Consider the following 13,518-nt stretch of genomic DNA (forward strand, 5'->3'; position numbering starts at 1 on the left):
CTCCCCGTGTACCCGCCCGACTCGGCCGTGACTATCCGCTCAGTCCTCGAAAAGTCCGCGGATGTCGTCGGCCGTTAGCGACTGCGCGAAGAGTGCCTCATCGTCCATTACGGCGGTGAACAGACGGGCCTTGCGCTGTTGCAACTCGCGGACCTTCTCTTCGATCGTGCCAGCCGAGATCATCCGGTAGACGAACACCTGACTGGTCTGACCGATGCGATGAGTGCGGTCGATCGCTTGGGCCTCGGCCGCAGGGTTCCACCAGGGGTCGAGGAGAAACACGTAATCCGCCTCGGTGAGGGTGAGCCCGAACCCGCCAGCTTTGAGGCTGATCAAAAAGACCGTTTGCTCTCCCCCGCGGAACCCGTCGACCACGTCTTGGCGACGACGGGTCGAGCCATCGAGATGTGCGAAGGGGATGCCCGCCTCTTTGAGGCGTGCGGCCGCGAGGTCGAGGAAAGAGGTGAATTGGCTGAACACCAGTGCCCGATGCCCTTCGGCCTGCAGCTCGGCGACTTTCGTGAGGAGCGTATCGAGCTTGCTTGAGCCAATATCCGCATCGTTCTCGTCTACGAGAACAGGAGCAAGACTCAGCATCCGCAACAGCGTGAGCGAGCGAAAAACGATAAACCGGTTGCGGTCGAGATCGTCGAGCAATCCCAACACCTTTTGCCGTTCGCGTTGCAGCACCACGTCATACAGTGCGCGGTGTGAAGCGCTCAGCTCGACCTCAAGCACCTGCTCTTGTTTGGGCGGCAGATCTGGTGCGACAAGCTCTTTTGTCCGTCGAAGCATGAGCGGACGGATCCGACGGCGCAGTTGCGTGAGGCGTCGCTGACGGAACTCTCCGCCCTCTTCGTTCTCGGGGACTTTGCCCTTCTCGATCGGTTGGATGTACCGATCACGGAACTTTCGTGCGGAAGGAAACAAGCCGGGCGCTGTGAGTTTCAAAAGCGCCCACAGGTCGGAGAGGCTGTTCTCCATCGGGGTACCGGTAACGGCGTAGGTGACGTCGGCATCAAAGGTCGCGATCGCACGGTGCAACTTCGTCTTCGGGTTCTTGACGAACTGCGCCTCGTCAAGAATGAGCCCAGCCCAGCTGACCGTTCCGAATTCGCTCTCGTCGAGGCGCGCCACTGTGTAAGAACTCACCACTATGTCGGCTCCGGCGGCAGACTCCGCCACTGATCGTCGCCGCGTCCCGCTTGTGCTGTCGACAACCGCCACGCGAAGCTCTGGTGTGAACCGCGCTGCCTCTGTTTTCCAGGTGCTGAGCACAGACGTCGGGGCCAGCACGAGGAACGGACGCTGTTCACCGCTGTCTTTCGCATGCTGCACAAACGTCAGCAACTGCAGGGTCTTGCCCAAGCCCATGTCGTCGGCAAGGATTCCGCCGAGCCTGTGTTTCCAGAGGAAGGCGAGCCAGTCGAAACCCGACTTTTGGTACGGACGCAATTCTGCGCGCAACGACGCCGGCACAGGACTCGACGGCACCTCAGTGGTTTGTCGCAGCCCCTCGGCCGTCGACCGCCAACTGACCGCTGGCTGGGCCTCGTCTGCGAGATCTTCGAACTCTTCCCAGAGGTCTGTCTGGTAGCGGCTGATGCGTGGCCCCGTCTCCCACTCATCGAGCTCGCCTGCCTCCTCGATAAGTTCACGCAGACGATCAAGCGCCGGGTGGTTCACGCTGAAGTAGCCGCCGTCAGAGAGCAACAGCTTCTTCTTCCCTCTGCTGAGAGCCGTGAAAAGCGGTCCGAACGGGATGCTTCTTCCATCGATCTTCACGATGATGCCGAGATCGAACCAATCGGCGTCGGTTGACTCGACGGTCGTCACAGAGACTTCTGGCACGCCAGTGAGTTCGCGATACTCCTTGCGGGTGCCCGTGGTGGAGAGCACCACCCCTGCCGCCTCAAACGCGGGGACAGTGTGCGCCATGAACGACGCAGCTTCGATGTCATGGAACGAACCTGACGGTCGGAAGCGCGTTGTCATGTGCTCGTGCCAGACGGCTTCCAGTTCCGTCTGCCGCACTGCTTCGGTTTCCAAATCGCGCACAGCCGCCGGGCTCGGTGTGAAGGGGACTTTCCCGAATCCCCGATACGACCATCCAAAGGAGTAGCTGATGACGTCGCCCTTCTCGAACGCGACGTTCAAGATGGGCTCTGGCGCGGGGACCTCCGGGAGAGCGACGTCTCCCACTGTTTCGATAACCGCACGTCGTGCCAGCAGTGGATAGGCCTCGGCGACGAAAGCTTCTTCTTCTTCTTGGGGCACGAGAATCGGCGTTTTCGCCTCGACGAGAGCGCGCAGCTGAGGGGTGAGCGAAAGCTCCGCGAGCGAGATGCGGATGCGACTGCCCTGAAGTGTCGCGGCGTATACACCTGACCGTCCGATGGGCTGCACGACGGAGCTGTCGGTCTCTGCGTCGTCGATCGTCACGACGGACTCCAGCGTGATCGCTCCTTGGTCATCGCGGGAAATTCTTGCCGAGACTTCCGCCGACTCCGCGAGGTGAACGGTGGAGTGTTTCTGGCTCGCGACCAACGGAATTCCCAGCGCAGCACCAGCGCGCAGATGGCCCCAAAGCAACCCAGACTCGATCTGGTCTACGACCAACCAGTCGCCCGCGTTTCCCGACAGCAGCGAATCGCGCGAGATGCTGAGCAGATCACCGAACCAGCGGTTCTGCACACGGCCGAACTGCGTCACGTCGCGCCGCACCGCTTCCCAGGTGGCATGGCCCTGGATCCACGCTCCGGTTTGATGACTGCGCATGAGAGGGCGGATAGCCAATAGCAGCTCGCCCGTGCCCCGGGCGAGGTCGCGCGGGGTCGCTGGTCGCACAGAGCGTGGCGCCCAATGGTTGTCGCCGCGCGGTTCACGGTGCCGCAACTCCACACCCAGCGCGAGCGACTGGAGCTGTGTGGTGCGTGAAGCTTCGACAAGCGCGCGCCACGAAGGAGCAACCTGTTGTTTTGCGGGTGCGGGGTCAGCGACCGGTTCAGCAATGCGGGATCCGGTCTGCTGTGAGTACTCCTGCACGTTGGACGCGAGGAGTGCGGCCACCACGTGCTTGCACCCTGAACGCACGGGACAGGTGCACCGCGTCGAACGCGCATGGCTCTTGCCGTGCGAGGAGACAAAGCCCACTTCGACGAGGTAGGTCGCGTCGTGGCTGCCCTTTACGTGGGCTTCGAGTTCTTGACGGTCTTCGTCCCATTCGACATCGAGGACGTTGCCTTCGCGGAAGTACGCGAGCCCACGTGAATAGCCACCGGCGTCCGTGATCTGCATGAGATCACGGAGGTCGACGTGAGGTGCAGGCACGCCAGTATCCTTCCCGCGGCATCCGACAACGGCGCAGCGACTCGTGCTCGACGGGTCAGGCTGCGCGGTCTACCCTGGCGAGGACGCCGTGGACAAACGCGCCGGAATCGTCGGTAGAGAACTCCTTGGCGAGTTCCACTGCCTCGTCAATCGCGACAGCAGTGGGAACTTCGTCGTTGTAGAGCATCTCCCACACACCGATGCGCAGCAGCGCACGGTCGACCGCCGGCATCCGCTCAAGCTTCCAATCGCGACTGTGCGTCGTAATCTGCTCGTCGATCTCATCGCGATGGTCGATGATGCCGTCCACAATCTCCCTGGCATACAGCCAAGAAGCTTCGCGGGCGGGCTCACTCGCTGCGCGCTTGGCCTCAGCGGCAAGCGTCACTGCAACGGCATCGCCGCGGACATCGGCAGAAAAGAGAATGTCAAGAGCGCGCTTGCGCGCCTTCGTCCTGGCACTCACGCCTTACTTCTCGCGGCCGAGGTAGTCACCGGTGCGGGTGTCGACCTTGATCTTGGTTCCGGTCTCAAGGAACAACGGCACCTGCATCTCGTAGCCGGTCTCGAGGGTTGCAGGCTTGGTGCCAGCCGAAGAGCGGTCACCCTGCAGACCAGGCTCGGTGTAGGTGACTTCAAGAATCACCGAGGCGGGCAGGTCGAGGTACAACGGGGTGCCGTTGTTCAGGGCGATGGTGACAGCCTGGTTCTCGAGCATGAAGTTCTTCGCGTCGCCGACGGTTGCTGCGCCGACCGTGATCTGGTCGTAGTCGCTCTGATCCATGAAGACGTAGTTGTCTCCATCGGTGTAGAGGTACGTGTAGTCGCGGCGGTCGACATTCTCGATGTCGATCTTGGCGCCAGCGTTGTACGTGCGGTCGACGACCTTGCCAGACACGACGTTCTTCAGCTTGGTGCGCACAAAGGCGCCACCCTTGCCTGGCTTGACGTGCTGGAACTCGATAACGCTCCAGAGCTGCCCGTCAATGCTGAGGACGACGCCGTTCTTGATGTCTGCGGTAGATGCCATTCGCTGGGGGTTCCGTTCTGGGTCCGTGGGGGCGGCCTCCCCACGCGATACGGAGCGGCCGACAGTCGATTCTACGGGATGAGTGCCGCAAGCTGCCGCACCGCATCTGCATAGCCGTCGATGCCGCGGCCGATCACGCGTACCGCGGCGACGTCGTGCAGGTAGGAGTGGTGTCGGAACTCCTCTCGCGCGTAGACGTCAGAGATGTGCACTTCTGCGAAAGGCAGTGACACCCCGGTAAGGGCGTCGCGCAACGCGACAGAGGTGTGGGTGAGCCCGCCAGGGTTGATGACGATACCGACACACTCGGTGCGAGCGGCATGGATCGCGTCAATCAACACGCCTTCGTGGTTGCTCTGAACAGCCCCCAGCTCGAAGCCCTCTTCGGCTGCGGCATCGGCGGTGAGGCGCTCGACATCGGCCAGCGTTGCCGTGCCATACACATCTGGTTCCCGTACGCCGAGGAGGTTCAGATTCGGTCCATTGACCAGCAGGATGCGCCTCGTCACTCCGCCACCTCCTGATACGCCGCAAACAGGAGTGACTCGTCTGGGGCCTGAAGTACGGTCGGCTTCGCGAAGTCGTCGAGCAAGATGAAGCGAAGCATGCCGCCACGGCTCTTCTTGTCGCGTTGCATGGAGGCCAGCAGCGTCTGCCACGCCCCACCACGATAAGACGTGGGAAGTCCCAGAGATTCGAGAATCGTGCGGTGCCGCTCTGCTGCAGCATCGGGCAGTCGCCCTGCAAGCCGCGAGAGTTCTGCGGCATAGAGCATGCCGATTGAGATGGCCGCCCCATGCCGCCAGCGGTAACGCTCGGCGTGCTCGATCGCATGCCCCAGGGTGTGCCCGTAGTTCAGGATCTCGCGTTGCCCTGCCTCGCGGAAGTCGTCAGAAACAACCTTCGCTTTCATGTCGATCGCAAGCTCGACCGCGCGCCGAAACTCGGGCGTTGTCGTGTCTACGGCGCGCACGGGGTCAGCTTCGACGATGTCGAGAATCTCAGGTGCCCAGATGAAACCGGCCTTTACGACCTCCGCGAAACCGGCCGTCGCCTCGTTCGGGCTGAGGCTGGACAGCTCGTCCAAGTCGCCGATAACGGCTGTCGGCGCCCAGAAAGCACCAACGAGGTTCTTTCCCTCTGCCGTGTTGACGCCAGTCTTTCCGCCGACGGCCGCATCAACGAGTCCGAGCACCGTGGTCGGTACCTGAACCAACTGCACGCCGCGCAACCAGGTCGCCGCCACAAAGCCGGCCAGATCTGTGACCGCTCCCCCGCCGTAACCGACGACGGCATCGCTGCGGGTGAAGTCGGCCTGGCCCATGACCTGCCAGCAAAACGCCGCGACTTCGATGCGCTTTCCCTGTTCCGCATCAGGGATCTCGGCCAGCAGCACCTCGCGCGGCCCATTTGTGGTGTCAGCCAGAAGTCGGTCGCGGAGCTCCGCCGCGCGGAGGGCAAGCGTCGGCGGATGCACGACGAGAACCTTGCGCACCCCCGGCGCCAGAGCATCAGAAACCTGGTCGAGGATGCCTCGTCCGATGGCAATGCCGTATGCGTCGTTTCCGGTCACGTTGATGGTTGTCGTGCTCATTGCTGCTCTCTCCTCCATGCCACGATCTCGTCCGCGATCTTCTGCATCGGACGCCGAGAAGTGTCGAAGGTCGCGGATGCGACCTCCGCGTACCACCCCCGACGCTCCTCAAAAATTCTCTTCCATCGCTCGACCGGATCTTCCCCGGCCAACAGGGGCCGGCTATTGCCGCGGATCCGATCGGCCACTGCCTCTTCGTTCACCGTGAGAAAAGCGACGTGGTGCGCCTTTAAGAGCGTACGTGTTGCTTCTTCTGTCACGGCGCCGCCGCCGAGCGAGATGACTCCGCCCTCTGCGAGAGCCTCAGAAACCGCCGCCAGCTCCAGATAACGAAAATGCGCTTCGCCCTGCTCAGCGAAGATTTCAGGGATAGGGCCGTTGGCAGCAACGATCCGCTTGTCTGTGTCGATGAACTGCACGCCGAGACGTCGGGCAACGCGCCGACCAACGCTGGTTTTACCCGCGGCCATCGGGCCAACGAGCACCAGCGTCAGGGGGTCAGCTGCGTTCGTCATGCGCGATGAGCGCGGCTTCAGAGGCGGGAGCGGTGCGCAGCTCGGCAGGGATACCCGCGATGTAGCCCTCGAGGTTTCTTCTGGTCTCGCGCACGCTGTCGCCGCCAAACTTCTCCAGCACGGCGTTCGCCAGCTCCACAGCGACCATCGCCTCAGCGACCACGCCGGAGGCGGGCACAGCGCATACGTCAGAGCGCTGATGGTGTGCCGTAGCGTCGTCGCCTGTGGCTACATCGATCGTGCGCAAAGCATGCGGGACGGTGGCGATCGGCTTCATGCCTGCACGCACGCGCAGAACGGTACCCGTCGACATTCCGCCTTCGGTTCCCCCTGCACGGTCTGAACCGCGGGTGATGCCTCCGTCTGTGGCGAAAAGTTCGTCGTGAGCGGCCGATCCTCGCCGGCGAGTGGTCTCGAAGCCGTCACCGACCTCCACCCCCTTGATCGCCTGGATGCTCATCAACGCTTGCGCGAGGCGGGCGTCCAAACGCCGGTCCCAGTGCACGTGCGAGCCGAGCCCAGGCGGAAGACCGTAGGCCAAAACCTCGACGATGCCGCCAAGGGTGTCGCCGTCTTTCTTGGCGTCATCGACCTCTGCGACCATCCGTGCCGAAGTTACGGGGTCGAAGCACCGCAACGGATCTGCATCGAGAACGTCGACATCGTCCGGCGTCGGAAGCGCTGATCCGACCGGCACCTGAACGGGGCCGATCGACAGCGTGTGACTGACGAGACGGATGCCGAGTTCACCAAGAAACGAGCGGGCGATCGCGCCGAGGGCAACGCGCGCCGCCGTCTCTCGCGCGCTTGCACGCTCAAGAATCGGGCGGGCTTCGTCGAAGTCGTATTTCTGCATGCCCACCAGATCGGCATGGCCAGGACGAGGACGGGTCAGCGGCGCGCCGCGACCGCGGGATTTGTCACTGAGCTCGACGGGCTCTGGATTCATCACTTCGATCCACTTCGGCCACTCGGTGTTGCCGATACGCAGCGCGATCGGGCTTCCGAGGCTCTGCCCATGGCGCACACCACCGGAGATCGTCAGCGCGTCCTGTTCGAACTTCATCCGCGAGCCGCGACCATAGCCCAACTTGCGGCGAGCGAGATCGATCTGGATCGCTTCAGAAGAGACGGGGACGCCGGAGGGCAAACCTTCCATCACGGCGATGAGTTCTGGGCCGTGCGATTCGCCGGCTGTGAGCACGCGGAGCATTGCTCCAGTCTTCCATGTGTTGGGACCCCCGCTGCGCCGCGTGTCGTCCAGGGCAGATCGTCAGAGCGCCGCGCGCATAGCAGCGACGACCGCATCTTCGTGGGGAAGAGCGACAGCGGGGTCGCCGTGGTCAAAAATTCGGATCTGGCGAACAGCCTGGTGTAGCAACATCTCCAGCCCAGAGATCACCGTGTGCTCTCTCCATGCCACCGCGAGAGCGGACGGCCACGGCGCGTATGCGGCGTCGAACAGCGCGCCGCCGTGTGTGGCCAGCGGCGTAACCGTTTCTTCCGAAAGCGCGGTGCCGCTGGGCAGCGTCGCAATCGTCAAGTCCACAGGCTCGGGAGAGCTTTCAAAGGCGTGGGTTCTCACAACGACCCCCATCTGGTGGCCGATCTGCTCGAGTGCGATCGCGCTCTCTGGACGCCGCGCACGCACCTCGATCTCCGAGGCTCCCATCTCCGCAGCGGCGACGAGAGCCGACGCTGCCGTGGCGCCGGCGCCGAGGATGCGGACTCTCTCGACATGGTGCACATCAGCGGCAGTCAACGAATCGACAATCCCGCCGACATCCGTGTTGAACCCCGCCAGGACATCTCCCCAGAGGAGCGTGTTCACTGCACCAGTGAGCTCGGCGTGCCGGTCATGCGTGGCGGCTGCCTGAAATGCCGCCTCTTTCAGCGGCATCGTCAAAGAGAGTCCGCGCCAGCTGTCGTCAAGCCCGGCGAGAGCCGCCGTGAAGTCAGCCGTGTCGGTCTGCCGCCTGCCATAGTGCCAGTCGAAGCCGAGAACGCGGTAGGCCGCGGCGTGAAGATCTGGAGACTTGGAGTGCGCGATCGGGTCGCCCCACACGGCGAGCCTGTTGCGCGTCACGCTTTCAGCACCCGCCATCGGGGTTGGCCCTGCACCACTCGCGCCACTTCTCGATGCCCTGTTCGTGCTCGGCGTAGGTTTCGGAGAATTGCGTCTCGCCGGTCGCCAGGTTGATGGTGACGAAGTACAGCCAAGGACCATCGACAGGATTCATGGCGGCATCAATAGCCGCGTCACTCGGGCTAGCGATCGGTGTTATCGGCAGACCAGTTCGCACGTAGGTGTTCCAGGGGTTGTCGTCTTCGAGCGCCTCGGCGGAGCTAGAAACGACGCCCTCGTGCAACGAACCGTAGCCATACTGGGCTGTCGAGTCCATCTGCAGCATCATGTCGATGTCTAGCCGGTTCTGGATGACCCGAGAGACCTTCGGGAAGTCGTCCAACCGACCTTCGCGCTGAATGATCGAAGCGATCGTCAGCACGCGCTGTGCCTCCTCTGCCGGCACCCCTGCCATGTCCAGCGACTCACGGGTGCGATCTACCATGCGCTGGATCACATCTGTGGCCGTCACCTCCGGGTCGAAGGTATAGACAGCGGGGAACAACCACCCCTCAAGGCTCTGGGCATCAACACCGTACTGCGATGGATCTTCCACCGCCGCTTCGAAATCGGCTACCGGGAGTCCGAGTGTCTCTGCCATGGCCGGGAGCGAAGAGAAGATGGTTCCCCCCTCCGATACCGAGACGGTGTTCTCCAGTTTGTTGGCATCGTCTTGCAGCGCAGCGAGAGCGGCTTCCGCCGTCATCTTCTCTTGCATGCGGTAAACGCCGGGATAGAACGTCGCGGCAACATTTTCGTCGACCAGGTAGTCGTAGAACACGTCTTCTGTCTTGGTGACGCCTGCTTCATAGAGCGCCACAGAAACGGGAGACCCGGTGTCGCCCTGCCTGATCGTGACGAAAGTCTCACCGGAGGCCTGCCCAGGCTCCCAGTCCTTGGAGTCACCCCAGCCCATGAAGTCGCTGATCTTCTCCCCATAGGTGTTCGCCACCCACACTCCGGCTACGGCCATCCCACCGAGGATCGCCAGCACAATCACCAGGGCAATGAGGCAGCCCTTGCGTCGCTTCTTCTTCGCTGGACGCGCGTGAGCGTGATCTTCTTCTGCCGCAAATAGATCGTCGAGTCCCCCGCCAATTGCAGGCTCCTGCGCTGATTCGGGAGTAGATGGCTGAGGGATAACGCGCGTCGGCGTCTCTACCGCATCGGCAGAATCCCGCACGGGATGAGCATCAGGGGCTGAGCCCGTAGCCGTCGCCTCATCTGCAGAGGCGCGGTGCGGAAGTTCCACCGGATCCGCTGGCGAGCCGTCACTAGCGGCGGTGCGCGCACCGTTGTTGTGGGCTGCTTCGCGAGCCGCGCGTCGCGATCCAGGAGCTGGTGCGCTGTTGTCTACCGTCGGCGTTTGTGTGTTCGGCGCCGGAAGGTTCTCGAACAGGTCGCCAAGGCGAGCATCGGGGTCAGGCTCGCCTGCGGGCGTAGCGCTGTCACGGTCAGACATCGTCAGGCGTGCTCCTCGTCGGGCGAGATCGTGGCTCCGGCCGGGTTTCCGGTGCTTTTCTCCATATCGATTGCCTGCTGCAGCAGAACCACAGCGGCTACCTGATCCACAATGCTACGAGACTTCTTCTGTGATCTTCCGGAACTGCGCAAAGCCGCGTGTGCCGTCACCGTGCTGAGTCGCTCGTCGACCATCCGCACGGGGATTCCCGTCCGCTCCCCCAGCGCAGCCGCGAACTCGCGCGCGTCTGTTGTGGAAAGCGTGTCGGCACCCTGCATGTTCACCGGCAGCCCGACAACGAACTCCAGTGGCTCGTGCTCGGCCGCCAACTGCACAAGGCGATTGACGGACTCCTCATTGCGCTGCACTGTTTCTACAGGTACCGCGAGCATCCCATCCGGGTCGCAACGTGCGACGCCGACCCTCGCTCGACCGACGTCGATCCCCAGCCGCACGCCGCGGCGAAAACCACTCACGCGGCCTTTAGCTCCTGAGAGATGGCGTCAAGCGCTGCGGGCAACGCCGCAGCGTCCGCGCCGCCGCCCTGCGCCACATCATCACGTCCGCCGCCGCCGCCGCCCAACACTCCGGACGCACGCTTGGCCAGCGCACCGGCCTTCGCGCCAGCAGAACGCGCGGCGTCGTTGGTTGCGACAACCACGACAGGGCGACCATTGACGACCGCTCCCAGAGCGACAACGGCCGCCTCAGAGCCCAGCCGATCGCGAACGCCATTGACGAGGTCGCGCACATCATCTGCAGATGCAACTTCGCCGAGGTGCTGCGCAGCCAGCCGGAATGAGCCCACACGCGTCGCTGCTTCGACGATGGAGGGGATCTGGCCTGCTCGTTCCTTGGCCTCGAACTGAGCGATCCGCTTTTCTGCCTGCTTCAGGCTCGCTGCAAGATCGGCAATCCGCTCGGGCAGTTGCTCGCGCGGAGTCTTCAACGAGCTGGTGAGCTGTGAGACGATCGCACGCTCTGCCGCGAGTTCACGGAAGGCGTCAGCGCCGACGAGCGCCTCGATGCGACGGTTGGATGCGCCGACAGAGGACTCTCCGACCAGGCTCACCAGACCGATCTCCGCACTTGTGCCGACGTGCGTGCCCGCGCAAAGCTCGCGCGACCACGGGCCGCCAATATCGACCATCCGCACGACATCGCCGTACTTTTCGCCGAACAGAGCCATCGCGCCGGCCTCTTTTGCTTCGTCGAGCGAGACGACGCGGGTGGTCACCTCCAGTGCGTCTTGGACGGCACGGTTGGTGATTTCCTCGATTTCACTGCGGGTGTCACCGGAGAGAGCCTGCGACCACGAGAAGTCGAAGCGCATGTACCCGGCGCGGTTCAATGATCCGGCCTGTGTCGCGGTGGGCCCGAGCGTGTCGCGAAGTGCGGCGTGCACGAGGTGCGTCGCCGAATGCGCTTGACGGGCGGCGCGACGGTTAGCCGCGTCGACAACAGTCGTCGCCACATCATCAACCGCTACCGATCCGCGGGTCACCTCTACCGTGTGGCTGATGAGTCCGGGAACAGGGCGCTGAACATCAAGTACCTCAAGTGCGTAGCCGGGGCCGACGATGGTTCCCTTGTCGGCAACCTGTCCACCTGATTCGGCGTAGAGCGTGGTTTCCGCGAGGACGACCTCGGCGATCTGCCCCTCTGCTGCGCTTCGGACAGGAGCGCCGTCTACCAGCAAACCAAGTACGCGTGATTCGATCTCGAGTTCTGTGTAGCCATCAAAACCGGTCTCGCCCATGGCGCGAAGATCGCGGTAAACCGAGACATCGGCCAGCTGCCGCTTGCGGTTCTTCGCATCGTTCTTCGCGCGCTGACGCTGCTCCTGCATGAGCGTGTCAAAGGCCTCACGGTCGACGTTGAGTCCCGCTTCCTCAGCGACCTCAAGAGTGAGATCGATGGGGAAACCGTAAGTGTCGTGCAGCAGGAAGGCTTCGGAACCGCCGAGCGTCTTTCCCCCGCCCTTCCGCGTCTCATCGAGCGCCAAGTCGAGAATCGTCGATCCGGCGACGAGCGTGCGTCGGAACGTGTCTTCTTCCGCGAACGCGGAAGAAGACAAAATCGACCAGTCGGTCTCCAGTTCGGGATAGGTCGCCTTCATCGCGTCACGCGAGACCGAGAAGAGTTCAGGGAAGACAGGCTCATCGACGCCGAGCAGGCGCATCGCACGAACGGCGCGGCGCATGAGGCGGCGAAGAATGTACCCACGACCCTCGTTCGAAGGGCGCACCCCATCAGAGAGAAGCATGAGAGAGGAGCGCACGTGATCGGCGACAACGCGGAATCGCACGTCGTCTTCGTGCACTGCACCGTAGCGCCGTCCGGAGAGCTCCACTGCCCGGTCAAGCACAGGACGCACCTGATCTGACTCGTACATGTTCTCGACGCCCTGCTTCAGGAAGGCGACGCGCTCAAGGCCCATCCCCGTGTCGATGTTCTTCTGCGGCAGCTCGCCCGTGATGTCGAACTCTGTTTTTCCCCGCACGTTCTCAATGAAATCCTGCATGAACACGAGGTTCCAGATTTCGAGGAAACGGGAATCGTCGGCGGCTGGCCCGCCATCTTTGCCGTAGGAAGGACCGCGGTCAAAAAAGATCTCGGAGTCCGGGCCGCCTGGGCCTGGCTGACCGGTGTTCCAGTAGTTGTCCGCGCGACCCAGACGCTGAATACGCTCGGGCTTTAGCCCGACGATGTCGCGCCAGATCGACTCGGCCTCGTCGTCAGTTTCGTAAACGGTGACCCAGAGGTCTTTCTCGTCGAACCCGAGGCCGCCGTCAGACTCTGAGCTGGTGAGAAGTTCCCAGGCGTAGCGGATGGCTTCTTCTTTGAAGTAGTCGCCAAACGACCAGTTGCCCATCATCTGGAAGAACGTGCCGTGCCGAGCGGTCTTGCCCACTTCTTCGATGTCGTTGGTGCGGATGCACTTCTGCACGTCAGCGATACGTGGGTGAGGTGCAGGCACCACACCGGTGAAGTACGGAATGAACGGCACCATGCCGGCCACCGTGAACATCAGTGATGGATCATCACTCACCAGCGAGGCCGAAGGGACAATGACGTGGTCGTTTTTCTCGAAGTAGTCGAGGTAACGCTGCGCGATTTCCGCAGTTTTCATAAGTTTCCGGGTGTCCTTGCGTGAGGATGCCGCGCCGAAGCGCCGCTACGGTGGTTCAGTTGTTGCCCGGCTCCGTGAGCCGTGCCTCTTGCTCGCGGTACGCGTCGCCGAGGATGGCGGTGAAGCCATTGATCCTCGCATCGACCTCGGCGAGGATGTCGTGGCCCCGCGGATCTTTGTTCATGAAGTGAGCCGCGACGAAGCCGCCGATCACGCCGATCAGGAACCAGAGCACGTTCTTCATGTCATCATCCTTGCCTTTGACCCGCGAAGGCGCGGTGCCTCCATCGTATGCGGAAACGACAAGAGGCGTCGGAATCCCGACGCCT

At 62.9% G+C, this 13,518-nt stretch carries 12 protein-coding genes; all 12 read right to left on the reverse strand.

What is annotated here, in order from left to right; all coding sequences use genetic code 11:
• Positions 1–39: 39 nt before the first annotated feature.
• Positions 40–3,330 carry a DEAD/DEAH box helicase gene (locus AB0O87_RS10355; protein WP_363515119.1) on the reverse strand — a complete coding sequence of 1,097 codons (3,291 nt, stop codon included), beginning with the start codon at positions 3,328–3,330 and terminating at the stop codon, positions 40–42.
• A 55-nt stretch (positions 3,331–3,385) separates the two neighbouring features.
• Positions 3,386–3,796: a transcription antitermination factor NusB gene (gene nusB, locus AB0O87_RS10360; protein ID WP_363515122.1), complete on the reverse strand. Its 411-nt coding sequence runs from the start codon at positions 3,794–3,796 to the stop codon at positions 3,386–3,388.
• Positions 3,797–3,799: 3 nt separating this feature from the next.
• Entirely contained in the window at positions 3,800–4,360 is a 561-nt protein-coding gene (gene efp / locus AB0O87_RS10365; RefSeq protein ID WP_363515125.1) for an elongation factor P, read from the reverse strand.
• 71 nt (positions 4,361–4,431) lie between these two features.
• A complete protein-coding gene (gene aroQ, locus AB0O87_RS10370; protein WP_363515128.1) occupies positions 4,432–4,869 on the reverse strand; it encodes a type II 3-dehydroquinate dehydratase in 438 nt (145 codons plus the stop codon).
• Positions 4,866–5,954 carry a 3-dehydroquinate synthase gene (gene aroB / locus AB0O87_RS10375; protein ID WP_363515131.1) on the reverse strand — a complete coding sequence of 363 codons (1,089 nt, stop codon included), beginning with the start codon at positions 5,952–5,954 and terminating at the stop codon, positions 4,866–4,868. The genes aroQ and aroB overlap by 4 nt, the downstream gene beginning before the upstream one ends.
• Entirely contained in the window at positions 5,951–6,469 is a 519-nt protein-coding gene (locus tag AB0O87_RS10380; protein WP_363515134.1) for a shikimate kinase, read from the reverse strand. The genes aroB and AB0O87_RS10380 overlap by 4 nt, the downstream gene beginning before the upstream one ends.
• Complete coding sequence (gene aroC, locus AB0O87_RS10385) at positions 6,453–7,682, reverse strand: chorismate synthase (RefSeq protein ID WP_363515137.1); 1,230 nt, start codon at positions 7,680–7,682, stop codon at positions 6,453–6,455. Before aroC ends, AB0O87_RS10380 begins: the two co-directional genes overlap by 17 nt.
• 60 nt (positions 7,683–7,742) lie before the next feature.
• Positions 7,743–8,555 carry a shikimate dehydrogenase gene (locus tag AB0O87_RS10390; protein ID WP_363515140.1) on the reverse strand — a complete coding sequence of 271 codons (813 nt, stop codon included), beginning with the start codon at positions 8,553–8,555 and terminating at the stop codon, positions 7,743–7,745.
• A gap of 4 nt (positions 8,556–8,559) precedes the next feature.
• On the reverse strand, positions 8,560–10,056 hold the full coding sequence (gene mltG, locus AB0O87_RS10395) for an endolytic transglycosylase MltG (protein ID WP_363515143.1): 1,497 nt from the start codon (positions 10,054–10,056) through the stop codon (positions 8,560–8,562).
• 2 nt (positions 10,057–10,058) lie between these two features.
• Positions 10,059–10,532 carry a Holliday junction resolvase RuvX gene (ruvX, locus tag AB0O87_RS10400; protein WP_363515146.1) on the reverse strand — a complete coding sequence of 158 codons (474 nt, stop codon included), beginning with the start codon at positions 10,530–10,532 and terminating at the stop codon, positions 10,059–10,061.
• The gene (alaS, locus tag AB0O87_RS10405) at positions 10,529–13,189 is read right to left on the reverse strand and encodes an alanine--tRNA ligase (protein ID WP_363515149.1); all 2,661 of its coding nucleotides are present in this window, start codon (positions 13,187–13,189) and stop codon (positions 10,529–10,531) included. Before alaS ends, ruvX begins: the two co-directional genes overlap by 4 nt.
• Before the next feature lie 55 nt (positions 13,190–13,244).
• Positions 13,245–13,433, reverse strand: coding sequence for a hypothetical protein (locus AB0O87_RS10410; RefSeq protein ID WP_363515152.1), 189 nt, complete (start codon positions 13,431–13,433; stop codon positions 13,245–13,247).
• Positions 13,434–13,518 lie beyond the last annotated feature (85 nt).

The organism is Microbacterium sp. NPDC076768 (assembly GCF_040687205.1).
GTDB lineage: Bacteria > Actinomycetota > Actinomycetes > Actinomycetales > Microbacteriaceae > Microbacterium.

What these genes read in the sequence shown, in the direction of transcription:
- efp (WP_363515125.1), bottom strand. Translation starts at nt 4,360, where the DNA reads ATGGCATCTACCGCAGACATCAAGAACGGCGTCGTCCTCAGCATTGAC.
- aroB (WP_363515131.1), bottom strand. Translation starts at nt 5,954, where the DNA reads ATGAGCACGACAACCATCAACGTGACCGGAAACGACGCATACGGCATT.
- AB0O87_RS10380 (WP_363515134.1), bottom strand. Translation starts at nt 6,469, where the DNA reads ATGACGAACGCAGCTGACCCCCTGACGCTGGTGCTCGTTGGCCCGATG.
- aroC (WP_363515137.1), bottom strand. Translation starts at nt 7,682, where the DNA reads ATGCTCCGCGTGCTCACAGCCGGCGAATCGCACGGCCCAGAACTCATC.
- mltG (WP_363515143.1), bottom strand. Translation starts at nt 10,056, where the DNA reads ATGTCTGACCGTGACAGCGCTACGCCCGCAGGCGAGCCTGACCCCGAT.
- alaS (WP_363515149.1), bottom strand. Translation starts at nt 13,189, where the DNA reads ATGAAAACTGCGGAAATCGCGCAGCGTTACCTCGACTACTTCGAGAAA.
- AB0O87_RS10410 (WP_363515152.1), bottom strand. Translation starts at nt 13,433, where the DNA reads ATGAAGAACGTGCTCTGGTTCCTGATCGGCGTGATCGGCGGCTTCGTC.